Here is a 24,522-nt window from a genome sequence, read left to right on the forward strand (position 1 = left end):
AATTGCATATAGGAGGGAAAAGTTATGAGAAGGAAAGTAATAATTATAATGTTATTAACAGCAATTATAATCAATAGTTTAACTGGTAGTGTAGCAATGGCAAGTGGTATTGATGATAACGCTACTGGAGGAGGTTCTTCCTCTGGTTTGAATAGTGGTAACGGAACGCTGAATTGGAGTCAGACGAAGAGCGGATATAGGTTTACGGTCATTGACAAGGCAGGAAATGTTATGAGCCTTGGAGAAAATGGAAAAGCTGGCTCTGTGGATGTATTCTTTATGAATTATAAAGATATTCAGAACAATCTATATTACTTCACAAATGCAAAGACACAGTCACTTAGCAATAATCAGCTTAATAAAAATTTAACCATTGAAGAGTTAAATAAGGTAGCAAAGTTTAATAGTCTTCCACCTTATCCCATTAGCACTGATGGCAATGGGAATGCAAAGGGAGAAGGACAGGCTTTGAAGCAATGGTTGATGGCGGGGAAAAAATGGATTGGGAAGCGTACTTCAAGCAATACAGTCAATTCTAGTAGTACAGGGAACTCAAGTAATACAGGTGGTTCAAACGGTACAGGGACTTCTAATAGCACAGGAAATTCCAATAATACAGGTAATTCTAAGCCGTCTACTCCTAAGTATGATGTAGTAAAAGCAAAAGCAGATATTATTAGCAGTGCTAAAAAGTTGAAAAAAGAATTAGATGAGGATCTGAAAATTGATATTAATACGAAAAGGCAGACCTATTACTCTTGGATGAGTCAATTAGCTAACTACTATAGAGGTTTATACACTGATAAAAGGATTACAAAAGAAGAATATGATGAAATAATTCTTGGTACAGCTATGGATATGCTACAGTATATGTTAAATGCCAACTTTATGAGAATGTTAATCATATCCTTTCCAAGTGATGTTATATTTAGTGGTGTAAAATCAGCCATTGATAAAAACTTAGATGCTTATATTAAAAACATTGATAAGCTTAACACATTTAATACGAACGATAAAAGAAGATTGCTTAATTATTATGTGGAGGGTGAGAAAGAGTATTTTAAGTGGTTATATGATGCTGGTGTATTATCTAAATCTGCTTATTCTTATGCCAATAGATATATTGAGGAAGTAACCAAAAATAAGTATAAATCTTATACATTCTCAAGTAATACAAATGTTGGAAAAGTAGTAACAATGAATATGAGTAATACGGATAGTATTAAAGTTGATAACAAAGGGAGTATGGTTCAGACTTTAAGTTATACAAGGACAGAGCCTGTTTATTTATCTGCTGCTCCTACTCCTACGACTACAAAGAATAAAGAGGAAGTAACGGTAGTTAGTTTAAGTACAACAGGTAATAGTTCAAGCAGTACGACAGAGGTTGAGGACAAAGGGGAAATAATTAAATTACTTAATGCAGAATTTAAAGGCAAGCCTTTATTTGAATTGACAGAACATAATTTACCAGAATACGCTGCAAAGAGTACAGTAGATATTATGGTAGCGAAAGGGTATTCATTATTGGTGGAAAATTTGAATTATATACAGCCTGCCACATGGGATAGTGCGAAAGGAGGGGCGGGTACATATTTTAAATATCATATCTTTGGTACAATTACAAATTATGCTGAATGCTTGACGTTATTAAAATCCAAGGGGTACTGGTCGGATATGAGTGGTGGAGCATATTCCACACCGACTTCTAAATTAGGGTGGTCAGCTCTGATGACAGAATCGGACTGGAAAGGGGATGGTATAACCATAAAAGCACCAACCAAAACGGAAGGTACGAGAAGAGCCATGGATGAATTGGCAAGTGCCAGCAATTTGTCAAAGGGTACAATAGAAGGTTATGGTATGCAGTTGTATATGACTAATCCAGAGGAAAGTGAGGAAATAACAGAGGAGGAAGTAACCCCAACTCCTGTTATTACTAAAGACGATAGCGGTATTATACTTTATGAAAATGAGATAACCAAGGTATCCAGTTTATTGGATTCGTATGAAGGGGTTAGCAGTAAGCTAAAGATACAGAGCAGTATTTCAGAGGTAGCAGGTAAAAATCATACAATATACTTACATGATAATCATGGAAAAGACGAGGAGGGCAATGAAATTCCTTGTTCTGGACATCTTTGTAAGGTAGCTATGAAAGATAATAAATATAACCACATTTATGGAATTAGTAAGTTGGTAGATAATAATAAGATAATAGCAGAAACAGAATCCTTTGCATCTAAATTACTGGATAACAGCACAGGGGTAAGTACTATTGGTTTAAGTGGAAACGATGATATAAAAGTATATCCGAATTATAGCTTTAATCTATTCAGATCTAGTGATGTGCCAACACTGGCAGATTATAAAAACAGTAGTGATGTAGTGAAAGACCTGAAAGAGTTAGGTTTAATGGTTAGTAGTGGAGGTGCAGATTATCAATCTGACAGAGTAGATACTGGAAGTAACTCCTATTCATTTGATATTAGTCTAGCAAAGGATAATAAGAGTGATACGGTAACAACATATAATCATAGCTTAGAATCAAAGGAAGGAAGTCAGACCCATACATTAGGAGAAATAAGTCATTCTGTAGGTGTTACGGTAAAAACCTATACAGGAGATTTAAATATCGGAATTGAAAGTAGCGATATTCTGGCAGATAAGTTTGATATCAAGGGTCATACCTTTATTAATCCTAGTAGGTATATCATTGAACCAGAAGATAATATAGTATTCTATCCTTACATAAAAATGAATTATACCATAGGGAATACTACAAAAGATGCCTATGTATTAAGTAAGGACATGAGTGTATTAAAGAATTCAGAGTTTATCGAGATTGGGTATTCCAAGACAGGAAAGAGCAGCTTTAATTTACTTATGGAATCCAATCTATGGAACAGTCATAGAAGGACAAGTCAGTTTATTAGTGAGAATGGAATCAAGGATAGAAGGTCGGTATTGCCTGGGGGTGCAGTCTATAGCTTACAAGAACAACCAAAGAATACAACTTATGTAGGGGTAAGGACATGGCAGACAGTTATTCCAGACAGTGAATTAAATCATGTTGCTAATGGTGCAGACTATTATAGCAGTGAAAAAGCATACCAAAGAAGGAATAGCTTAGTAGAGGATATCAATAAAAATATAGAGCAATATAAGCTAACCCAGTATATACAGCAGGGGATTGAAAAAGAGCAAAAGAAGATAATTGGGGATGGCACTGCTTTAAATAAAATTGCATCTGGTATCAGTCAGAAGGTATTCGAGAATCAGCTTAGTAAGGATGCCAAGTATTACTTAAGGTCAAATGTATCTACAAAAGAAGCGAATAGTAATGCGATATTTACAGCAGGGGATAGCAACAGCCAGTTAGTAAGAACAGTAGAATATAAGATTAACTCCAATACAGAAGGAAATGTTTATCTATACAAGATGGTTAATAACGGAGCAAAAGAAATGATAGGACAGATTAGTAAAATACAGACGGCAGAGGATATGATACAACAATCAGAAGAAATAAAAGAACTGGATGATAAGACTAAACTGGTTACTAATTATGTATCTTCCATTGATAGAAACCAAGGAACTGATAAAAATAACAATCCTTGGTATAATGAAGCCTTTGATGGGATATCGGTCATTCTTAGTGAATACATGATTCAAGTGGGATTTACTGATGGTAACAGTACTGGAGCGAGTAGTCGTACTTCTGCATTGGATCCTAAGCTTTGTGGTTTAATTGAGAGTAAATCCGATATATTCAATTATAGTAGTGATACTGCCAAAGACAAGATAAGAAGCAGTTGTTTTGCTATCTATCCTACACTTTCCTCTAAACCAAAAGGATATGTAGCAGAATGTAACTGGGGCGATACAGTAGTTCCAATTCAGATACGGAATATAGAATATTTATTCTTATCGAAAGTCTTTTATATACCAAATGGAACGGTAATGGACATTGGAAGATAAACTAAATATAGGTAAGAATTTGAGAAAGCTCTTCAAGTATGAGGGGCTTTTTCTTATGTGAAAATTTAATGGGGTGGAAAGCGTTCATACTGTATATGAGTAAAATAGGTGGTTACATGAGTAGTTTTTAAGGGTAGCGAGGAATAAAAATTGAAAGGTACATTGTGGGGTTGCAGGATGATATTTTGGAGGGCAGAGAGGTTGATTTTCAACAGTTATGAAAAAGCTGTAAATGAGATTAGTAGTTTGTGGTATCATATGAGGATTTTATTTTACTGAAGAAGGAAATGATATTGCTTAGATGAAAAACTGAGAGTAGCAGTATGAAGTTTTAGGGTATGCAGTCGAGGTACTAAAAAAGAAGGGAAATGGATAGGAACAAGTGTTTGTAATTGTATTGGATGGGGAATGTAGATATATGGAATTTGGGTGTATGGATATAAAAGATAGGTGGGGTAGTGATATCCATAATAGGGTGTGACTGCAAAGGCTTTCTTTTCAGCATTAGGGGCAAGAAAGAATAAAAAGACAGGAAGGGGGCAGTTGTTTATATGGGTATCAGTATTTATGAGATTGGTGCAAACAGAGATAAATTACTAAACTTAGGATTTCGTATGGAGGAACTGGAGGTATTAAAAGATGTACTTATAAATTATGGAAAAGTGAATTCTTCGGTACTTTCCTCTCTTGGATTTTCTTATAAGGATGTAAAGAGACTTCAATATTTACATGATATGATAACAGGAAAAGCAACAATAGACACTGGGGATGCGGAGGCTGTTTCTAAGCATTTTAAAAGAATGTATGGGGAAAACAATCGAATTGGAATAGGGCATCTTCCTTTATCAAAATTTAACAAAGTGCCAAGACTGGCAGTGATTGCAGGCATACCAGACGGCAGTTATAGCATTTACAATAGCAGCAATGACAAGGAAGGTATTCGGATGTATCCTGTGATAGGTTTAAGTGACAAAAAGGTTATGATTCAAACAAGGAGAAAGCCAATATTGACTTATGGCTCAGAGAAGAAACTTTACTATATAAAGAATAAAACAAATGAAAAAATCTATTATACCGAAGACAGTAAGAAAATCAACAGAGAGTTAAACGAGAGTTCTAGAGCTGAAATAGGAACAGTATTAGAGATTAAAAAGTTGACAGAGGATAAGAAGGTGGTAGTCGCTGTTGATAAACGGTATACAAGGATGGTAAACAGATACATGATTATAGCATCTTTTCGAGAGCCTCAATTTCATTTGGGTCTATATAAGTTCGTAGCTTTCGAGGGAACAATGATTTATCTTTATGTGGAGGTCATGAAAGAAAGTGAAAACGTACAATACAATAGAAGTACGCAGAGAGTTTATGATTTCGGATTTGATAAAGGACAGATACAGGCAAAGTTAGAAAAGACGGCAAAAGAATTATATACTTATCTAAAAGGTGTTTATTGTGAATTCATACCTGCCACAATGGAATATGAACCTTATTATAAGAAGGAAAGCAATCCAATGAAAGAAATAGCAAAGAAAAAGGTTGAGTTTTAGAGATTTCTACTTGAAATTATAGAATATAGCGAGTGATAAAGGCTGGAGCATAGAAATGTGTATCCGGCTTTTTTCATGGAAAAAAAGCGTGCAAGGTGTATGCTTTTTGGTTCTGTTTTAAAAGATAGAACTTAGATTTTCAATATAAGGTGTCAGCTTTTTAAGTATGTTGTTATGGCTTTAAAATACAGCATTTTAAAGTATAGATGGGTTTTGAGTAATGTGCTTCAAAAGGATGGGAGCATTTATAGTATATGGTTTTAAGATATATCAAAAAGTGGGTCTGATTTTGAGAATGTTAGCAGTCGGATAACAAGTTGAGAAAATGGGTATACAGCCTGAAGGTATGGGAAAGAAAGAATCTTAATGGTGATACCTATGGTTAGGGTAGAGTAAGAAAGGCTGTTCAAACTATGCAGGAAAAGTAGAAAAGGAGTTTTGCTTTAGGGCATTCAGAGAGATTAGAACAGAAGGGGTATTTACATAAGCATTTCAGAGAAATCAAAGAAAGGTATTTTATGATATACAGGAAAAGTAGGAAAGGATGTTTCGGATAAGGCAGTAAAGGATAATAAAAACAAATGGTATTTAGCTAATATTTTAGGGCAGATAGTAAGCTAGTGAACCCAGAATGTCAACTTAGGATGATTTTGATAGGCAGTAAAAAAATAATAAGGACAAAAGAAAATGTAGGGATGCTTTGAGGTATCAGCAGTATGGTATTATTCTACAAAGATTTTGGACAAAACACAAGCTAGTGAAAACAGAATATCTTCTTAATATAACTGGAGGTAGGCAGTCTAAAAACAGGAGGACATACAGTAAAATGCAGATGCTTTGTGGTGTTCGGAGTCTGGTGGTATTGTGGGTAAATTTCAGACAGAACATAAGCTAGTGAATCCAAGATTTCATCGTTATAATTTGAGTGTGTAATATGGAGATTGATAATCCTAATGTAGGATAGGGAGTATAAGGGTTTATGGGTAACAGCGTAGGTAGACAGGAGAAAGAAAGGGTAAGGGAAAAGAGAAGAAAGGTTTATCAGCTTTCAGAAATTATGGGGATAAGCGTGGAGTGGTGGGAAGTGAGACAAGTTGTAAGATACATTGGAATGTAAAATACTAGGAGACCAAATCGTAAAGGTTTATATTTTTTGTTATAAAAACTTCTTTAAAAATTTTTAAGTGTGATTGGGATTTTTTCGGTGGAAAAGTAGTGAAATAGGGGGGTTTTCAGAAAAACAAAAGGGTAGGAGTATGAGGAAATTGAGAAAGTTGTAAATAGGAGGGGTAGTTATTTAAAACTTACAATTTATGTAAAATCCCAAATGGTGTGACGTGGCAATATGGAGAGAATCCGTATATTATGATACATAAAATTTACTGGCTGTGATACAGGGAGTATTTATAATTCTTATAGGTAGCAATTTATTTTTATGTTGAAAAGTGTTACAATTAGGACACTAGTGAAAAATATTTGTCGGCAGGGATAACAGTATGTAATATTGAAATAGGAAGAGAAGCATTATATTGGGAATATACCAAATACCAAAATTGTGAAGAAGGTTTTATTCCTAGATTATTCTGTTGATGTATTTTCTATACAATAGGAAATAAATGATATACGCTGTAAGGAGGATATATGGCTATAAAATTTAGTAAAGAGGAATTATTCAATCTGAAGATAAACTTAGTAATAATCAAGGCAATGTATGGAAACATAAAAAAGCATGATAGCTTTGAGGGGGATATACATGATGTAATGAAGTTTCAGAAGCCACGTTATTATAGGGTATTAAATGGTTATGGCTTTAGGTTTAAGGATGAGGATGTCAATCAGTGGTCAGAACAACTTGGTATTCAAAGTGATTATTTTACAGGTAAGAAAAGAATTAGACTTATTGACGTAGATGACAAGATGTGGAAGGCATATTTCAAGAACTATAATGATGAAGACCTCCTGCCAGATGAAAAAAGAGCATTAGAAAAATTATTAAAAGCACTGGATGAAACTACTCAAAGAGATTTTATTTATCACTATAATATAAATGATGCGGTATATCGAATACATTATTATTTTAGTCATGGAGATAAATATCCTGAAGATAACTGGCAAGTTAAACTGGATGGACTGATGGATAGCTTAAATGAAGTAAAACTAGCTGATTGGGAGAAATTGGACAAGGATAAGATTGAAAAGTACATTAGTATCATTACGAAGCAAAACAGATATGCACAAGCAACGTTAATTTATAAAACAGCAGAATAAACTTACAATTCATTATTTAGGAGCCGAAAGGCTCCTTTTTTTAATTTCAATGTAACTCATCAAAATGGTAACGCATATATGTATACGAGTAACTAAAAATGTGATAGGTGTAACTTTATGGAGTGAGAATTATCATACGAGTAACTGAAAATGCTATATATAGTTACGAATAAAGTTATAAATGGAATATAGAGTAAAGCTTGTACCTGTGGGATTATATTATCGTAAGGAATAGGTACTTAGAACTTACTTAACTAACCTAGGAGTAAGAAAAATATTACAAAATTTAGCAAACATGCCAATACGTAACTGGTATGCGTACATTGATAAATAAATACTAGACGTTAGCACCTATTTTGAGGGTGTTTGCATCTGCGTGAGTTTCACATGACGTTAGCGTGGAGAGTTTAGGATGGAAATTCCAATATATGGAGTATTCATAAGTTTCATAAGCAAAACACATACAAATAATCTTTTTAGTTAATTTGATACAGTAAAAACAATGGAATAAACAGGAGGAATTATGATGAACAATAAAAATATGAAAAAATACATAGAAATGCAGAAGAAAATTTTAACAATAGCAGATGGTGTTTATGTAGTGGCAAGCAAGGTTGAGAATAAGAAGCAGGATCAAACCATTCGATTACATATTTTAGAAGGGGATAAGATAACGTATCCATTCGAGTTTCCAATGTCTAAGTTAGAATCTAACATAAAGAAATTAAAAGACTACGGATACAGCTTAAATGGTGTGCAAATTACAGAAGCAATAAGTACACTTGATAAGGAATATCATAATTTGCCTATGACCCAACGTATTCACAATTTGGGATGGCAGTACAGAAATGATGAGATTATCGGATATCTGGGAGAAGTCATGATTGATATGGACGGCAAGGAAGTAGTTTCTGACCCATTCGATAAATTACCTACCAGTAAGGGAGATATCGATGTAGATTTGTTATCGGGTTGGTTAGCTGGCAACGTGAAGCGTCAGATTACATTTATTAGTCAACTTTCAGGTGTTATAGCTTGTATCCTTAATAAAAATATTGTGATAAGCCTTTGTGGAAAAAGTTCTACTGGAAAAACAACAGTGGCTAAGTTATCAGAAAGTGCCTTTGCATCAGAAAACTATGAAAAAATCAATTTGACATTTAATGGAACAGAAAATGCTTTGTTAAAGCAAATGGATGGTATGAGGGGGATAGGGGTATTGATAGATGATACATCCTTAAGTAATCTCAAAGATTTTACTGGCTTTATATATAAACTGGCAATGGGTTCTGATAAGGCAAGGTATAATTCTAGGGACTTCCAAGTGGTAGAAACGGAGAAGTGGTCTACAAGCATACTGCTTACAGCAGAATCTTCTATATTAGGGAGATGCAATCCAGATTTGGAGGGTGCTTTTGGCAGAATGATAGAAATAACGGTAAAAGATAATGAATTATTCAATAGTGCGGAAGAATGTAACAGTATACAGCATTATTATAGAAATAACTATGGTTTACTGGCTCCACTTTTTGTAAAGCATATCATTCAAAAGGAAGGTGTAGAAAATATTCAGACTCTGTACACGGAGGAACTTACCAGAATACAAGGAAATGCAAGCAAAGGGGGAGTTGTTCAACGGTTGTGTGAAAACTTTGCAATCTTAACTCTAACAGCTAAGCTCTTTGAAAAAATTTCAAACATTAGATTTAATACAGATGCAATGGAGAAGTTTCTTATAGAAGGTGCTGAAGAGCAGATAGAAATTGCCAGAGGTCAGCAGACAGCAACTATTATAAAAAAAGAGGTATACGAAGAGATTAGGGAACGGATTATTCGAAAAGAGAAACTGGAAACAAAAGAAGAGAAAATAGTTATAGAGGAACAAGAAATAGAAGAAGAGATACTAGACGGAAAGCGTGGAAACGTGGTCATGTTAATAAAATCCGCCCTATTTCGTAAGATGGTTAAAGAGATGGCATCTAAGTATGATATTTCAGTAAAAGAAATTTATCGAATATTTAAGGAGGAAGGCTACCTTAAAAAATTAGACAAATCTGAATATACCAAAAATCATGGTGGTACACGTGTAGTTGGTCTTATTAAGCTTGAAGAGGATAACAAGGATAACAAGGAGGACAAGGAGGACAAGGAGGACAAGGAGGACAAGGAGGACAAGGATAACAAGGAGAACAAGGAGAACAAAAATAATGAGGATGAAGTAAAGGAGGTTGCATAATGAGATTATATCCAACCATTTCACCTTATGTCGGTGCTAAGGCTCTGCTAGCGGCAGAGCTGGCACGGCTCTTTTACTACCAAGATGTGAAGGAATATTATTCATTATTTACTGGTATGGCAAACGATATTATTCAAGCACCTTTACATGGAATGAAAATTCATGCAAACGATTTGGATAAAGGAGTGTACTGTTTACTGAAGGTTCTTTGCGACCCAGAAAAATCTAAGGTTTTGTATCGTAGTATGTTTGAGTTGCAGTACACTGAAAAAACTTTTTTAGAAGCAAAGGGAAAAATTGCCGACAGAGAACAACTCATGCAGATACCAGATGAAATAGAAAGGGCAAGATATATGTGGACTGCCTTACTTATGAGTATGAATGGACAGATGAAAAAATTCAAAGGCATAAAAAATGGTCTGGAGCAGGAGAGATTTACCACTATGCTAATAAATAAGTGGAATTTATCAGATTATCTTTCCAATGTGAATGTTACGAATGACAATGCAATTGATATTGTGAAGCGATTAAAAGAAACTGGGCGAACAGATATCTTTTGTTATGCCGACCCACCTTATTATGGGGAAAACTGTAGTGTAAAAGATCATTATAAAATTGATTTGAATACATATGATGGGCAGAAGCTGTTACTGGATACCATTAAGGATGTTCCTTTTAAAATGATGATAAGTAACTATGACAATACTTTATATAATGAAGTACTTGTAGATAAATACAAGTGGAAAAGATATAAATTTGCTGAAGTGTACAGAACCATGCGAATCGGTGGAGAGGGTATGCAAAAGTCAAAGGTTTCAGAAATGATTTGGACAAACTATGACATAAAGGAACTTACAAATTCAGATAAATAGGGAGGTACGAATATGGGTCTTGGAGTTAAATATATAGGCAATAATATTTATGAAGTTGCTTTAGCGGTAGAGAGAAAGAGTGGAAAAACTCAAGGTTATTGTATGATGTTTCAAGCTAATAACAAAAATGAAGTTTAGCAAATGGAGTAATTACTTTGTTGAATATGCGAGAAGAATTAATGAAGATCCTAAATATGAGGAGGATGACATTATAATGTTCAAGGCTACCTTGATTAAATATGAATATTGGAGGAAGTACAATGAATAAAACTACGAAAAACTACAATGAAATAGATTTGACACGCAAATTGGCAGTAGATACGGAGGAATTACAGCAGATACTTTCTCTTGGCAGGAAGTCTGCGGTTGAGGTAGGAAAAGCAGCCAATGCCCAAATTACAGTAGGCAAGAGGATTATTTGGAATTTGCAGAGGGTACAAGAATATTTATACAATGTAGCCGCATAATTGCCTTGCTTTTATGAGGTATGAGCGTTATACTCATACCTCAAATTTTAGAATAATTATCAAATAAAAGTAAAATACTAAGGAGGCATTAATATGGCATTAGACAAATATGGGAAAAAATTACCAAAAGGAATTTACTATGATAAGACTGGCGATTTTTACTTAGGCAGATTTCAACATCAGCTAGAAAAATATTTTGTTACAGATAAAAATCTGACAACATGTATACAAATGCTTGATGATTTGAGGTACGAAGTTAGACATGGACTAGCGGCAAAGAAAGTTAGTTTAACTGTGGATGCTTGGTTTCCAATTTGGATTAGGGATTATAAGGAAGTTACGGTCAAAAAAGGCACAATAGAAGTATACACTAGAGCATATAAGTTATATATCAAGCCATACATAGGAAAAATGAAGCTAAAAGATGTTAAGGGTATACATATACAGAGGATATATAACGACTTGAAGAGGGAAGAATTTTCCAGAGGAACAATTGAGGTAGCGGCTACAGTAGTATCGGGTATGTTTAAGCAGGCATATAAAAATGAGTATATTGTAAAGAATCCTGTTCCATTGGCAACTCTTCCGAAGATGGAGGACGAGGATGAAATTATTCGAGTAATGACATTAGAGGAGCAGAACTTATTTACTGAATATGCAAAAGATAGTTGGATATATCCGTTTGTTATTACAGCTTTGTTTACTGGAATGCGTTCAGGAGAGTTAAGAGGACTTAAATGGAAAGACGTAGATTTTAAGAAAAAAGAAATACGAGTTAGAAAAACACTGGTATATTTAAACAAAGAGTACAGCTTAGAACCTCCTAAAACAAAGTCAAGTAAGCGTGAGATCCCAATGCTTGATAATATTTATAAGTTACTGAGAGAGCATAAGAAGCAGCAGTTTGAAAGGAGACTTCTTCTGGGGGAACAGTGGAAAACGAAGGAAGGTATGGAGGACTTAGTGTTTCCATCGGACTCGGGCTACCCTATGAACCGTGACCGTCTAAAAGTACAAGTAAATAAAATTGTTGATGCGATTAATGCAGACGGAAACGAATTTCAGCACATCACACCACATTACTGGAGGCATTCCTTTGCTACGAGATGTATTGAACAAGGTATGCAACCAAAAGTATTGCAGAAGATACTTGGGCATAGTAAGCTATCACAAACAATGGATTTATACGCTCATGTAATGCCTAATACAAAAGAGCAGGAGATGCAAAAATTAGCAAATATAATATAAAAAATGACAGCCACCTCATGATTTGGGGTGGTTTTTCATTATTCTGTATGGTATAATCAGAGTTGCGAAAATTGCAAAAAAGTTGCAAGTGAAAAGATTTTTATCGTTCTTTAATAGATAATACTTATGCAGAAAAGGTCTGGAAGCCTTGAAAACAGGGTGTTTCAGATGAAGAATGAAACCCCCATGACACCATTGCCACGGGGGTTTCATCAAAAAGGGGAGGATAAGTATTTAACTTTTCTTTGGTGTTGGTTGCGCAATCGTTTAACAAAGTTTTCTTTTGCTTAAACGATCATAATTGGAGGGGGGATCCAATTATTGAATAAGATTACGCATCTTGTGTAATCTAATTTTATTTGAATTAGATTAACTATAGTATGATACGGGTATCATATTTTTATACATCGATTATAATGAAAATTGTAATTTATTCAAATAAATATATTTTTACAGCGAAATAAGTTTTTGCAGCTTAAATTTTAAAAAATAATGAACTACTTGACATAGCTTTCAAGCCATGTTAAGTTATTAAAATGTGAAACATTATATCCGATGAAAATTAAAGATTTAGCGGATAGAACATATCTGCTTTGACGAAAGAGATAAACAGAAAGGATGAACCAAAATGAGCTTATTACAAGAGTGGAGAGCAGTTGCTTACGAACAGGAAAAGACACCAAGAGAAGACCAACTATTTTGGGCTAGTTATTTTAACATTGAGAAAGGCATCTATGAACAACTTTTAGAAGAACCTAATACTGTAGTAGAAGGAACTGTAGAAGAATTAGCTGCAAAATATAACACAGATCTATCAATTATGGTAGGTTTTCTTGATGGTATTAACGATAGCTTAAAAAATCCAAATCCAATTGAGGAAATGGAAGCTTCTACAAAAGTTAACTTAGGCTTTGATCTTGAAAAATTATATTTTAATATGGTAGGAGCAAAAGCAGACTGGTTATATGAAATACCGGCCTGGGACAACCTTTTGCCTGAAGAAAAAAGAAAAGAATTATTCCGTAATTCAAAACTATCCGGTACTGTAATTAAAGAAAAGAAAATCGGAAGAAATGATCCATGTCCATGTGGCAGCGGTAAAAAATATAAAAAATGTTGCGGTGCAAACCAATAAGAATGTGATAACAGGCAGTGCAAAACTGGCTTTTGAACATAAATACAGCTATGTTGAACTATAAAGGAAGAATTTTATTATAAGATAGAGTTATTCTGGCATGGAATTTGACATAGCTGTTTTTTACTTTCAGAATTACGGATTTTATCTCAAGCATTTATCTCTCTATTATTACTAATAATCTGTGAATTCTGTATTCCCCATTGTGCGTAATGTCTAATTAAAGTAGAACTCAGTATGAAATTATGTTATACTAAGTACCATCATAAAATATCCTTAATTTATTTATAAGAATTATCAAAAATAATTGAAGATTAAAATTTATTGAATGATTATTTTTTAATTAACCATAATATTTACATATCCTATTTTATTTACATAATAAACACTCGTGAAGAAAACAATTTGTAATAGGAGATGACACAAAAGGAATAGCAAATAGGAGACGAGAATGAGAAAAAAAGATATGTATCTGAATTATAATAATCCCTATAGTGGAAAAAACAAAAGAAGAGGAAGGCGAGGATATGGAAGAAGGGGCAGAAGGCCAAATTTTCTATACATTCTTTTAATTTTGATAATTGCAATCGGCCTCGGTTTTTTGGCTTTCTATATAACGAATAAAGTATCGTCTGATTCCTATCAGGATTTGTTTGGAAAAAAGAATAAAAAATCAGAAATAAACAAAGATATAGATGAAAATAAAACGGAAGATGGAAAAACTCAGGAAGATATTGCCGGTTCTAAAGAAGCTGCGCAAAACAGCAGCCAGTCAGTGAATCCTGCTGATAATACTCAGAATAGTCCTGTCGGTAATAACAATACAAATGAGAATGATCCCTTAACGGAAGAGGAAGAAGCGGAAGACACCATGGCATCTGCCGGCAAGAAGAAAGATGCAATACAGGAAGAGCCTTTCATGCCAAACTTTGTGGATAACAGAATTCCTGTAAAAGTAAAGGGAATCTATGTTACCGGGCCAAGAGCAGGCAATGAAACTTATATGAAAGAATTAATAAAATTAGTTGATACTACAGAACTAAATGCCATGGTAATTGATATTAAAAATGACAGCGGTGAAATTACTTATAACATGGATTTAGATATTGTTCAGGAGATTGGCGCTCCAGTTAAATATATCAGGGATATGGAAGAACTGATTAAGGAGTTAAAGGAAAAGGATATTTATTTAATAGCCAGAATTGTTGCCTTTAAAGATCCTATCCTTGCAAAAGGCAAACCAGAACTTAGTTTAAAAAAGAAAGATGGATCCGTCTTTAAAGATAAAGATGGACTTAGCTGGGTAAATCCTTACAAGAAAGAAGTTTGGGATTATCTGATAGCCGTGGCAGGAGAAGCGGTTAAATTAGGATTTGATGAGATTCAATTTGACTATATTCGTTTTTCAACAGACTCAGGTATGAAACAAGTGGATTTTGGTGAAGAAGCTAAAGATAAAACGAAAATTGATGCAATTAATGAATTTACAAAATATGCTTCCGAACAGTTAAAGCCTCAGGGGGTTTATGTTTCCGCCGATGTTTATGGTGCTATTATAGATAGCGAAGTAGATGCTAATATAGTTGGACAAGATTATATACAGATGTCTAAATACTTGGACTATATTTGTCCTATGATTTACCCTTCACACTATGCGGATGGTGCATATGGAATTGCACATCCGGATTTAGAGCCTTATAATCTGATATTACAGGCACTGCAAAAGTCGGAGGAGCAATTGAGCCAGATCAAAGAAGGAAATCAGAAAGCAGTTGTCCGTTCATGGCTTCAGGATTTTACTGCCGTTTGGTTAAAACATCATAAATCCTATGGACCGGAGGAAATCAAAGAACAGATTAAAGCAGTAAATGATGCCGGATACGAAGAATGGATTTTATGGAACGGAAATAATAATTATACAAAAGGCGGTCTGGCAAAGAATTAGCATGAGACATGAAATAAATTAGTATAAGAAAATAGATAATAGATAGGTAATAGATAGATAATGGATAGATAATGGATAGATAATAGATAGGTAATAGATAGATAATGGATAGATAATAGATAGATAATGGATAAATGATAGATAGACAGATAATAGATAGATAATGGATAAACGGATAGATAAGTAGATAATAGATAAATAGATAGATAATGGATAAATGGATAGATAAGTAGATAATAGACAAATAATAGATATAAGAAATAAAATATATAGTTAATAGATATAAGAAATAGTAAAAGTAATATTAACAAACCAAAAGGTTGTTACAAAACTGTCATTCTAATTACAATTCAGTACAGCCGAATTCCAAGTGAAGAATCTCGTTAAAAAAGTGAGATAGGACCCTGGAATTCTGCCATGCTGAATTCGCTTGAGAGTGATAAATTTGTGACAGCCTTTTACTTATTTTACCTTTATTCTGCTGTTGTCATGACATATGAAGTCTTGATATTCACTTAGAAAACCATAAAAAGATATTGACTTGAAGCCATACATAAGTACATAATAGTAAAAATGAGAATGGAAAAATTTAAAAAAACTACCACAAATTATATATTTAAATTATTACAATATAGCTATAAAATCAGTAGAATAAAATATACTTTGAATTTCAAATTAATTTTTAAAAGTTTTTTGCAAGAAAGTCTAAATTTACGTGTATAAGTAATTGAGTGTTTAGGAAGGAGGCTTAAACTTGAAGGATGAGGCCATTATAGACTTAATTTATGATAAGAATGAATTAGGTTTATCTAAACTAGCTGACAAGTATGAAAAGCTGTTGATACATATAGCAAAGAGCATACTTGGTAGTCGTTCAAGAGATATAGAGGAATGTGTTAATGATACCTATTTAAAAGTTTGGAATCATATAGAACGATATGATATGGAAAAGGCTTCATTAAAAACATACTTGAAAGTAATCTTACGTAATACAGCTATTAATAAGCTTCGTGATCTAAGCAGACGAGAAGAAAGTGAGTTTCCAGATGATATTTCTGATATTGCGAAATATTATATTGATAATAGTCAAAGTGTTGAGGGGAAGGTATTTAGTAAGGAAAATGTGAAACAATTGAGCAGCGTGATCAGTGGTTTAAAAGAAACAGATAAAGAGCTGGTGATACGTAAATATTTTTATCTGCAATCTTCAAAAGATATTGCAAAAGGCACGAAAATGACGGTTACTGCAGTAGATAGCAGATTATCAAGATTAAGAACAAAGATGAAAAAAGAATTCGATAAAGAGAAATATTAGAGTGCTTTAATAAGGCGTTAAAGCGCCGGAATGGAGGTTAATATGAATGAAATATTATTAATTAATATGATTGGGCAATTAGATCCTGAATTATTAGAAGATAATTACATGGAAAAAGATCTGAAAAAAGATTTGAAAAAAGGCATTCTTTCCTTTCTTGGTAAAATATTAAAAAAGATAGCAAAACAACAGTATGGCAGTTCTTTCCTTCAAGCTCTTTCCATCAAAAATGAGTGTGAAAAGCAAATAGAACAGGACAAAATGGAATCAGATAATAATGACTTTGAAACAGAAGACAGTAACATAGTGGAACCTGGTAATAAGATCATAATGGATGGGGAAGTAAGCCATATGGATTATTACAATGCAGATGTTGATAGCATACAAAAAGAGGATAAGGCACCGGATAATCTAGATACTCGTGGATTAAATATTGGTATATTTAAAAAGAATATCCGGAATTTAACAAAGGTTATTTCAGGGATTGCAGCCACATTTGTAGTAATTTTAAGCATAATAATCATACTAATAAAGCGCCATAAAAGCGGAATAAAGTTATTGAAAAAGAGTATACAAGTAATCTATTAAAAGAATGTAAAGGAGAAAAAAGAAAAATGTTAGAAAAAATTAAATCAATTATTGCAGAACAATTAAACGTGGAGGAAAGCGCAGTTACACTTGCAGCTTCTTTTAAAGAGGATTTAGGGGCGGATTCTTTAGACTTATTTGAGTTAGTAATGGCACTGGAGGAAGAATATGATATTGAAATTCCATCTGAAGATCTGGCCTCTATTAATACGGTGGAAGAAGTAGTTAATTACTTAAAAGAAAAAGGAATCGAGTAATTATACTGTTATTCTGAACTTCAATAACAGAGGTATTAATCTTATTGTCGTTCTGAGCCTAAAAAGGCAGAATCTTACTAAGCTATATTAGGAATTGTTATATGAATCAGATAAGGAATAGAGGATGTAGAATGAAGACACGTATTAGTGAATTATTAAATATTGAATACCCAATTATCCAAGGGGGTATGGCATGGGTTGCTGAACATCATTTAGCTGCCGGTGTATCCAATGCAGGAGGGTTAGGAATTATTGCAGCCGGAAATGCACCTGTGGAAGCGGTAAGAGAAGAAATTAGAAAAGCAAAAGCATTAACGGATAAGCCTTTTGGTGTAAATATTATGCTTCTTAGCCCTTATGCTTCTGAAATCGCTAACTTAGTGGTAGAAGAAAAAGTAGCCGTAGTTACAACCGGTGCAGGAAATCCTGAAAAATACATTCCTATGTGGAAAGAAGCAGGAATAAAAGTAATTCCTGTGATAGCTTCCGTTGCCTTAGCAAAAAGAATGGAGAAGCATGGAGCAGACGCTGTAGTAGCAGAAGGTTGTGAAGCAGGAGGTCATATTGGAGAATTAACCACTATGGCTTTAATCCCTCAAATCGTGGATGCAGTGAGCATTCCGGTTATTGCAGCCGGCGGAATTGGTGATGGAAGGGGTCTTGCAGCCGTATTTATGTTAGGTGCGGAGGCAGGGCAAATCGGGACCAGATTTGTAGTTTCCCATGAATCCATTGTTCATTCTAATTATAAAAAACGTCTTATCCAGTCCAAAGATATCGATTCAACGGTAACTGGCAGATCTACAGGTCATCCGGTACGTTCCATAAGGAACCAGATGACAAGACAATATACTAAGTTAGAACAAGAGGGAAAAAGCTTTGAAGAATTAGAGCTTTTAACTCTTGGTTCTTTAAGAAAAGCGGTTATGGAAGGCGATATTAATAACGGCTCCGTTATGGCAGGGCAAATTGCCGGACTGATATCCAAAGAACAGTCCTGTAAAGAAATTATTAGTGAAATAATAGAAGAGGCAGATAAACTCTTAAAAATAAATTAGTCAATGAGACTGGGCAGAATCATTAAATTCTTTTTATAATATTATTCTAAACATCTTTATAAAAGTTGGATGTGAAAGAATAAGATAATTATCAAATAATCTGTTCTAGTTGAAGTTAACTCAACATCGTCTGGAATGACATAAATATGAAAACAACTTAAGGGAGAATATAAGTATGGGAAAAATCGCTTTTATCTTTCCAGGCCAAGGGGCGCAATATGTTGGTATGGGAAAAGATTTTTACGATAGTTTTGAAGATTCCAAGGGAATATATGAAAAAGCCTCTAGCATATTAGGAATGGATATAGCAGCCCTTTGCTTTGAGGAAAATGAAAATATTAACATAACGGAATATACACAGATTGCTATGGTCACCACTTGTATGGCAATGTTGCTGCAAGTAAATAAATCAGGTATTAAACCGGATGTTTGTGCAGGGTTAAGCCTTGGTGAATATCCTGCCATGATGGCAAGCAGTGCTATAACTTTTGAAGAAGGAATTAAAGTAGTCCGCCAAAGAGGAAAGTTAATGCAGGATGCTGTAAAACCTGGAATTGGCGGCATGGCAGCCGTTCTTGGCTTAGATAATGAGACCATTGAAAAGGTATGTGAAGAGACAGAAGGAACTGTAATCGTTGCAAATTATAATTGCCCTGGTCAGACGGTAATTTCTGGTGAGAAAGAGGCAGTAGAAAAAGCAAGTCAGGCATTAAAGGAAAAGGGAGCCAAACGAGTACTCCCTCTTAATGTAAGCGGACCTTTTCATTCTCCTATGCTAAAGAGAGCAGGAGAACAGTTATATGAAGTATTAAGTGAAGTTACCATCCATAATCCCATTATACCTTATGTTGCAAATGTAAATGCAGAATATATAAAGGATAATCAAAACATAAAGAAACTTTTAGGAAAACAGGTTTATTCATCTGTAAAATGGCAGCAAAGCGTTGAAAATATGATTGCGGATGGAGTAGATACCTTTATAGAAATTGGTCCAGGAAAAACCCTGTCCGGCTTTGTAAGAAAAATAGATAAAACATGTAAAGTAATTAATATTGAAAAAACAAGTGATTTGGAGAAGTTACAGGAGGTACCATCATGTTAAAGAATAAAGTGGCTTTGGTAACCGGTGCCAGCAGAGGAATCGGAAAGGCGATTGCTCTCACCCTTGCAGGATATGGTGCCATTGTGGTTGTAAATTACTGCGGCTCAAAGGAGAAAGCAGATGAAATAGTAAATCAAATCAAAGAAAATGGAGGCACTGCGGTGGCATATCAGGCAGATGTTGCTGACTTTGATATGGTAAAAACAATGTTTGCAGACATTACAAAGGAGTTTGGAAGAATTGATATCTTAGTAAATAATGCAGGAATTACAAGGGATAATCTGATTTTGAAAATGTCAGAGGAAGAATTTGATGCGGTCATTAATACTAATTTAAAAGGTGTATTCAATTGTTTAAAACAGGCCTCCCGTATTATGTTAAAACAAAAAGAAGGCAGAATTATTAATATATCTTCTATATCCGGTGTAGTTGGTAATCCCGGTCAGGCAAATTACTGCGCTGCAAAAGCAGGGGTTATCGGTATAACCAAATCCTTAGCTAAGGAGTTAGGCTCCAGAGGAATTACTGTTAACGCAGTGGCTCCCGGCTATATTAATACTGATATGACAGCAGTATTAAAGGATGAATTAAAAGAAAAGATAACCGGATTGATACCATTAAGAAGATTAGGAGAAGTAGAGGATATCGCTGAAACCATTGCGTTTTTAGCTTCAGACAAAGCATCTTATATAACCGGTCAGATTATTCAGGTAGATGGCGGTCTTGGAATGTAGGGCAGTGGGTTCTACATATGAAGGAAAGCAATAGTGAGAAAAGCAGCTCCATAGATAGAGGGCTATACCTTTCCAAGGACATTTTCCTCCATAATGAGATGTTTAAGCGGATTATATTTGGTGGGTTGAAGGAAAATAAAAATAAGAAAATGCCACAAAAAGATTTTTTCAGCTTATTTTTGGTGGCAGTATCACATCTGTAAAATAGTATTGTACTGCAGCAGATGTAACAGGAAGAGGGTAAAAGTATGAAAAGAGTAGTAATCACAGGTATGGGAATTATTTCTCCCATTGGTAATGATATTGATACATTTTGGAATAACATTAAAGCAGAAAAGGTAGCTATTAAGCCATTAACTTATTTTGATACAACAGAATATAAAGTAAAATTAGCCGCTCAGGTGGAGGATTTTGACCCTACACAATACATGGATCCCAAAGCAGCAAAGAGAATGGAAAAATTCTCACAGTTTGCTGTAGCAGCTGCCGGCCAGGCCATTGCAGCTGCGAAATTAGATTTAGAAAAAGAAGACACCACAAGAATCGGTGTATCTGTAGGTTCCGGCATCGGAAGTCTTCAGGCGATTGAAAAAGACCATGAAAAATTATTGGAAAAAGGCCCTAGGAGAGTTTCTACACTTTTAGTACCTATGATGATTTCTAATATGGCTGCCGGAAATGTTGCTATAACATATGGTTTAAGAGGAAAATGCACCAACATTGTAACTGCTTGTGCAACAGGAACTCATTCTATAGGAGATGCATACCGCTATATTCAATGTAATGAAGCGGATGTAATGATTGCAGGCGGTACGGAAGCTGCCATCACTCCCCTTGGAATAGCAGGATTTAGTTCTTTAACTGCCCTTACTTCGGCAACAGATCCAACCAGAGCTTCCATTCCTTTTGACAAAGAACGAAGCGGATTTGTTATGGGTGAAGGCGCCGGCGTAGTGGTATTGGAATCTTATGAACATGCGGTAGCAAGAGGTGCTGACATTCTAGCAGAACTTGTGGGCTATGGCGCAACTTGCGATGCTTATCATATTACATCTCCATCTGATGACGGAGACGGTGCAGCAAGAGCAATGCTATTTGCAATTAATGAAGCAGGTATTAAACCGGAAGATGTTAATTATATAAATGCTCATGGAACAAGTACGCATCATAACGATTTATTTGAAACAAGAGCAATCAAGAAAGCCTTTGGTGATCATGCCTATAAATTAAATGTGAATTCGACCAAATCCATGACAGGACATTTATTAGGTGCCGCAGGTGCTGTAGAATTCATTACCTGTATCAAATCTGTTATGGAAAATTATATCCATGCTACCGTTGGATACCAGATTCCTGATGAAGAACTGGATTTGAATTATACGAAAGAACCGGAAACTGGAAAAGAAGTGAATTATGCCATCAGCAACTCTTTAGGTTTTGGCGGGCATAACGGAAGCTTATTAGTTAAGAAGTATGTTGGTTAGGAGGAAATTAACTATGGAAATGGAGAATATAATCAAGTTAATAAAAACGGTATCCGAATCAAATCTGACTTCTTTTGAATATGAAGAAGAGGGCAGCAGATTATCTTTGCAGATTAATCACAACGAAGTAAATCGTGATACTCCGGAAAATATATCGGTACAAAATAACCTCGAGGTAAAACAACCGGAAAGCTCATGCAAAGCCAATAACCTGGTGATATCTTCCCCTATGGTAGGCAGCTTCTATACAGCAAAATCAGAAGGAAGTGAACCTTATATAGCTGTGGGCGATGTAATAAAAAAAGGTCAGATTATTGGTATTGTGGAAGCTATGAAATTAATGAATGAAATTGAATCGGAGTATGATGGCGTAGTGGAAGAAATCTTAGTAAAGAATAAAGATATGATTGAATATGGCCAACCTTTAGTCAGCTTAAAACCGCTGTAGATTGGAGAAAAATATATGTTAAATGTAATGGATATACAAAAAATAATCCCACAAAGAAGTCCGTTTTTGCTGATTGACCGAATTGATGAATTAGAGCCTGGTAAACGAGCCGTAGGCAGAAAATGTGTTACTTACAATGAACCATTTTTTACAGGCCATTTCCCTGATGAACCGGTTATGCCGGGTGTACTTATTATTGAAGCATTATCTCAGGTAGGAGCCGTTATTTGTTTATCTGTGGAAGCCAATAAAGGCAAAAATGCTTACTTTGGGGGAATTAATAAAGCAAAATTCAAGAATAAAATTGTACCGGGAGACGTATTAACTCTAGAGGTAGAACTGATTAAGCAAAAAGGGAATATAGGGGTTGCAAGTGCTAAGGCTTATGACGAAAATAAGATATTTGCTGAAGCAGAATTAGTCTTTGCTATAGCGTAATTGGTATTAAAAGGCGCTAATGCGCAGGAATCGAGGATAGTATATGATTAAGAAAGTATTAATAGCCAACCGAGGGGAAATAGCGGTTCGTATCATTCGTGCCTGCAGAGAAATGGGTATCGGCACTGTAGCTATTTGCTCGGAGGCGGATAAAGATGCCCTTCATGCTCAGTTAGCAGATGAAACCGTGTGTGTTGGAGCAACTCCTGCCAAAGATAGTTATTTAAGAATGGACCGTATTCTAAGTGCAGCCTATGCAACCGGTGCAGATGCCATTCATCCCGGTTTCGGTTTTCTATCTGAAAATAGTAAATTCGCAGATTTGTGCCAAAAATGCAACATTACCTTCATTGGTCCCACCGGTGAAGTCATCGATAAGATGGGCAACAAATCGGAAGCAAGAAAAACCATGATGGAAGCAGGTGTACCAGTGGTGCCAGGCACCAAGGAAGCTGTTTATTCTCCTAAAGATGGTAAAGAGATTGCAGACAAAATGGGATATCCAGTTATGATCAAAGCTTCTGCCGGCGGCGGTGGTAAAGGCATGCGAATCGTTACATCAGAAGAAGAATTTGTTCATCATTTTGAAACAGCAAAGCAGGAAGCTAAAAATGCTTTTGGTGATGACACTATGTATATTGAAAAATATATTGCAAAGGCAAGACATATAGAATTTCAAATAGTAGCAGATAATTATGGAAATGTAATACATTTGGGGGAAAGAGATTGTTCCTTACAGAGAAGACATCAAAAAATGATTGAAGAATCTCCTTCTCCTGCAATTGATGACAGACTTAGAAAAGAGATGGGTGAAACTGCTGTAAAAGCTGCTAAAGCCGCTAATTACTGTAATGCAGGTACCATTGAATTTTTATTGGATGATAATAATCATTATTACTTTATTGAGATGAATACAAGAATCCAGGTTGAACACGGTGTTACAGAGCTGGTTACCGGAATTGATTTAATAAAAGAACAAATTAAGATTGCCGATGGCGAAAAACTTTCTTATAAGCAAGAAGATATTAAAATACAAGGCCATGCAATTGAATGCAGAATCAATGCAGAAAATCCCTATAAGAATTTCACACCTTCACCGGGGTTAGTTACTGGATTTCATATGCCTGGCGGTAAAGGCGTTCGTATTGATACTGCCTTATATACCGGATATAACATTCCAGCAACCTATGATTCGCTAATTGCTAAAGTCATGGTTCATGATTCCAATCGGGAAGAGGCCATAGCTAAGATGCGTGGTGTATTAGGAGAACTGGTTATGGAGGGAATCGATACAAACATAGATTTTCAGTATCAGTTAATTAATAATAAGGACTTTAGAGAAGGAAACATAGATACCGGATTTATTGAAAGATTATTGAAAAAGTAATGCATTAAAATGAAG

At 34.8% G+C, this 24,522-nt stretch carries 21 protein-coding genes; all 21 read left to right on the forward strand.

What is annotated here, in order from left to right:
* Window positions 1-24 precede the first annotated feature (24 nt).
* The 21 genes from RT261_RS06710 (at window position 25) to RT261_RS06810 (ending at window position 24,507) form a co-directional block, all read left to right on the forward strand.
* A complete protein-coding gene (locus RT261_RS06710; RefSeq protein ID WP_313130975.1) occupies window positions 25-3,978 on the forward strand; it encodes a hypothetical protein in 3,954 nt (1,317 codons plus the stop codon).
* A gap of 551 nt (window positions 3,979-4,529) precedes the next feature.
* Window positions 4,530-5,525, forward strand: a complete 996-nt coding sequence (locus RT261_RS06715; RefSeq protein WP_313130978.1) for a hypothetical protein — start codon at window positions 4,530-4,532, stop codon at window positions 5,523-5,525.
* A gap of 979 nt (window positions 5,526-6,504) precedes the next feature.
* Window positions 6,505-6,642 (forward strand): hypothetical protein, encoded by a 138-nt coding sequence (locus tag RT261_RS06720; protein WP_313130982.1) that lies wholly within the window; start codon window positions 6,505-6,507, stop codon window positions 6,640-6,642.
* A gap of 524 nt (window positions 6,643-7,166) precedes the next feature.
* Complete coding sequence (locus tag RT261_RS06725; protein WP_313130984.1) at window positions 7,167-7,793, forward strand: hypothetical protein; 627 nt, start codon at window positions 7,167-7,169, stop codon at window positions 7,791-7,793.
* A gap of 523 nt (window positions 7,794-8,316) precedes the next feature.
* Window positions 8,317-10,029: a DUF927 domain-containing protein gene (locus RT261_RS06730; protein WP_313130985.1), complete on the forward strand. Its 1,713-nt coding sequence runs from the start codon at window positions 8,317-8,319 to the stop codon at window positions 10,027-10,029.
* Entirely contained in the window at window positions 10,029-10,901 is an 873-nt protein-coding gene (locus tag RT261_RS06735) for a DNA adenine methylase (protein WP_313130987.1), read from the forward strand. The genes RT261_RS06730 and RT261_RS06735 overlap by 1 nt, the downstream gene beginning before the upstream one ends.
* Window positions 10,902-10,913: 12 nt before the next feature.
* A complete protein-coding gene (locus tag RT261_RS06740; RefSeq protein ID WP_313130989.1) occupies window positions 10,914-11,039 on the forward strand; it encodes a hypothetical protein in 126 nt (41 codons plus the stop codon).
* A 122-nt stretch (window positions 11,040-11,161) separates the two neighbouring features.
* Window positions 11,162-11,368 (forward strand): hypothetical protein, encoded by a 207-nt coding sequence (locus RT261_RS06745; protein ID WP_313130991.1) that lies wholly within the window; start codon window positions 11,162-11,164, stop codon window positions 11,366-11,368.
* Window positions 11,369-11,461: 93 nt separating this feature from the next.
* A complete protein-coding gene (locus RT261_RS06750) occupies window positions 11,462-12,616 on the forward strand; it encodes a tyrosine-type recombinase/integrase (protein WP_313130993.1) in 1,155 nt (384 codons plus the stop codon).
* 628 nt (window positions 12,617-13,244) lie between these two features.
* Window positions 13,245-13,751, forward strand: coding sequence for an SEC-C metal-binding domain-containing protein (locus RT261_RS06755; protein WP_313130996.1), 507 nt, complete (start codon window positions 13,245-13,247; stop codon window positions 13,749-13,751).
* A 451-nt stretch (window positions 13,752-14,202) separates the two neighbouring features.
* Window positions 14,203-15,696, forward strand: a complete 1,494-nt coding sequence (locus RT261_RS06760; RefSeq protein ID WP_313130998.1) for a putative glycoside hydrolase — start codon at window positions 14,203-14,205, stop codon at window positions 15,694-15,696.
* Between the two features lie 754 nt (window positions 15,697-16,450).
* The gene (locus tag RT261_RS06765; protein WP_313131000.1) at window positions 16,451-17,011 is read left to right on the forward strand and encodes an RNA polymerase sigma factor; all 561 of its coding nucleotides are present in this window, start codon (window positions 16,451-16,453) and stop codon (window positions 17,009-17,011) included.
* Between the two features lie 42 nt (window positions 17,012-17,053).
* Window positions 17,054-17,599, forward strand: a complete 546-nt coding sequence (locus RT261_RS06770) for a hypothetical protein (RefSeq protein WP_313131002.1) — start codon at window positions 17,054-17,056, stop codon at window positions 17,597-17,599.
* Between the two features lie 26 nt (window positions 17,600-17,625).
* A complete protein-coding gene (gene acpP, locus RT261_RS06775; protein ID WP_313131004.1) occupies window positions 17,626-17,856 on the forward strand; it encodes an acyl carrier protein in 231 nt (76 codons plus the stop codon).
* A 101-nt stretch (window positions 17,857-17,957) separates the two neighbouring features.
* The gene (gene fabK / locus RT261_RS06780) at window positions 17,958-18,914 is read left to right on the forward strand and encodes an enoyl-[acyl-carrier-protein] reductase FabK (RefSeq protein WP_313131006.1); all 957 of its coding nucleotides are present in this window, start codon (window positions 17,958-17,960) and stop codon (window positions 18,912-18,914) included.
* A gap of 175 nt (window positions 18,915-19,089) precedes the next feature.
* A complete protein-coding gene (gene fabD, locus RT261_RS06785; RefSeq protein ID WP_313131007.1) occupies window positions 19,090-20,016 on the forward strand; it encodes an ACP S-malonyltransferase in 927 nt (308 codons plus the stop codon).
* Window positions 20,010-20,750, forward strand: coding sequence for a 3-oxoacyl-[acyl-carrier-protein] reductase (fabG, locus tag RT261_RS06790; RefSeq protein WP_313131009.1), 741 nt, complete (start codon window positions 20,010-20,012; stop codon window positions 20,748-20,750). Before fabD ends, fabG begins: the two co-directional genes overlap by 7 nt.
* A 248-nt stretch (window positions 20,751-20,998) precedes the next feature.
* Window positions 20,999-22,234 carry a beta-ketoacyl-ACP synthase II gene (gene fabF / locus RT261_RS06795; RefSeq protein ID WP_313131011.1) on the forward strand — a complete coding sequence of 412 codons (1,236 nt, stop codon included), beginning with the start codon at window positions 20,999-21,001 and terminating at the stop codon, window positions 22,232-22,234.
* A 13-nt stretch (window positions 22,235-22,247) separates the two neighbouring features.
* Window positions 22,248-22,682: an acetyl-CoA carboxylase biotin carboxyl carrier protein gene (accB, locus tag RT261_RS06800; protein ID WP_313131013.1), complete on the forward strand. Its 435-nt coding sequence runs from the start codon at window positions 22,248-22,250 to the stop codon at window positions 22,680-22,682.
* 15 nt (window positions 22,683-22,697) lie between these two features.
* Window positions 22,698-23,120 carry a 3-hydroxyacyl-ACP dehydratase FabZ gene (gene fabZ, locus RT261_RS06805; protein WP_313131015.1) on the forward strand — a complete coding sequence of 141 codons (423 nt, stop codon included), beginning with the start codon at window positions 22,698-22,700 and terminating at the stop codon, window positions 23,118-23,120.
* A 43-nt stretch (window positions 23,121-23,163) separates the two neighbouring features.
* Window positions 23,164-24,507, forward strand: a complete 1,344-nt coding sequence (locus RT261_RS06810) for an acetyl-CoA carboxylase biotin carboxylase subunit (RefSeq protein ID WP_313131017.1) — start codon at window positions 23,164-23,166, stop codon at window positions 24,505-24,507.
* Window positions 24,508-24,522: the final 15 nt, after the last annotated feature.

Origin of the sequence: Anaerocolumna sp. (assembly GCF_032079385.1) — a bacterium.
Lineage (GTDB): Bacteria > Bacillota > Clostridia > Lachnospirales > Lachnospiraceae > Anaerocolumna.

Bases quoted from the DNA above. Each gene is read 5' to 3' on its own strand.
- RT261_RS06710 (WP_313130975.1), top strand. From the start codon at position 25: ATGAGAAGGAAAGTAATAATTATAATGTTATTAACAGCAATTATAATC.
- fabK (WP_313131006.1), top strand. From the start codon at position 17,958: ATGAATCAGATAAGGAATAGAGGATGTAGAATGAAGACACGTATTAGT.
- accB (WP_313131013.1), top strand. From the start codon at position 22,248: ATGGAAATGGAGAATATAATCAAGTTAATAAAAACGGTATCCGAATCA.
- RT261_RS06740 (WP_313130989.1), top strand. From the start codon at position 10,914: ATGGGTCTTGGAGTTAAATATATAGGCAATAATATTTATGAAGTTGCT.
- RT261_RS06720 (WP_313130982.1), top strand. From the start codon at position 6,505: ATGGGTAACAGCGTAGGTAGACAGGAGAAAGAAAGGGTAAGGGAAAAG.
- RT261_RS06755 (WP_313130996.1), top strand. From the start codon at position 13,245: ATGAGCTTATTACAAGAGTGGAGAGCAGTTGCTTACGAACAGGAAAAG.
- RT261_RS06770 (WP_313131002.1), top strand. From the start codon at position 17,054: ATGAATGAAATATTATTAATTAATATGATTGGGCAATTAGATCCTGAA.
- RT261_RS06760 (WP_313130998.1), top strand. From the start codon at position 14,203: ATGAGAAAAAAAGATATGTATCTGAATTATAATAATCCCTATAGTGGA.
- RT261_RS06730 (WP_313130985.1), top strand. From the start codon at position 8,317: ATGATGAACAATAAAAATATGAAAAAATACATAGAAATGCAGAAGAAA.
- RT261_RS06750 (WP_313130993.1), top strand. From the start codon at position 11,462: ATGGCATTAGACAAATATGGGAAAAAATTACCAAAAGGAATTTACTAT.
- fabF (WP_313131011.1), top strand. From the start codon at position 20,999: ATGAAAAGAGTAGTAATCACAGGTATGGGAATTATTTCTCCCATTGGT.
- RT261_RS06735 (WP_313130987.1), top strand. From the start codon at position 10,029: ATGAGATTATATCCAACCATTTCACCTTATGTCGGTGCTAAGGCTCTG.
- RT261_RS06745 (WP_313130991.1), top strand. From the start codon at position 11,162: ATGAATAAAACTACGAAAAACTACAATGAAATAGATTTGACACGCAAA.
- RT261_RS06810 (WP_313131017.1), top strand. From the start codon at position 23,164: ATGATTAAGAAAGTATTAATAGCCAACCGAGGGGAAATAGCGGTTCGT.
- fabD (WP_313131007.1), top strand. From the start codon at position 19,090: ATGGGAAAAATCGCTTTTATCTTTCCAGGCCAAGGGGCGCAATATGTT.
- acpP (WP_313131004.1), top strand. From the start codon at position 17,626: ATGTTAGAAAAAATTAAATCAATTATTGCAGAACAATTAAACGTGGAG.
- fabG (WP_313131009.1), top strand. From the start codon at position 20,010: ATGTTAAAGAATAAAGTGGCTTTGGTAACCGGTGCCAGCAGAGGAATC.
- RT261_RS06715 (WP_313130978.1), top strand. From the start codon at position 4,530: ATGGGTATCAGTATTTATGAGATTGGTGCAAACAGAGATAAATTACTA.
- fabZ (WP_313131015.1), top strand. From the start codon at position 22,698: ATGTTAAATGTAATGGATATACAAAAAATAATCCCACAAAGAAGTCCG.
- RT261_RS06725 (WP_313130984.1), top strand. From the start codon at position 7,167: ATGGCTATAAAATTTAGTAAAGAGGAATTATTCAATCTGAAGATAAAC.